This window comes from Vibrio sp. 2130-1 (assembly GCF_033339515.1).
Map to the genome: position 1 here is coordinate 1 of NZ_JAWOUT010000750.1, position 513 is coordinate 513.

General features: G+C 47.0%; 1 protein-coding gene. It reads right to left on the reverse strand.

Features of this window, described 5'->3' with window-relative positions; genetic code table 11:
- On the reverse strand, nt 1–513 hold a 513-nt coding region (locus R7Q09_RS28495; protein ID WP_318144252.1), incomplete at both ends, for a coproporphyrinogen III oxidase.

The window sequence follows — 513 nt, forward strand, 5'->3', positions numbered from 1 at the left end:
TCACGTTCGCGCTCGCCATATTCGATGTCTTTACGACGAGACACGATCGGCAAATAAGCTTGGCAATAGCCTTCACCCACCGCTTTGATGTAATTAAAACACTTATCAAACTCCCAGTGATTCAAATCATCAAAGAACAAACCACCAACACCACGAGTTTCATTTCGATGTGGCAAGAAGAAGTACTTATCACACCACGCTTTGTGTTCTGCATATACTTCTTCACCAAATGGGGCACAGATTGCCTTAGCTGTATCGTGCCATGACTGACAATCTTCTTCGAAAGGATAGAAAGGAGTCAGGTCGAAACCACCACCAAACCACCAAATTGGCTCTTCGCCCTCTTTCTCTGCGATAAAGAAACGCACATTCGCATGAGAAGTTGGGACGTAAGGGTTTTTGGGATGGATAACCAAAGAGACCCCCATCGCTTCAAAGCGGCGACCAGCTAGCTCTGGACGATGAGCCGTCGCAGATGCTGGCATTTCTTTCCCTTCCACATGCGAGAAGTTC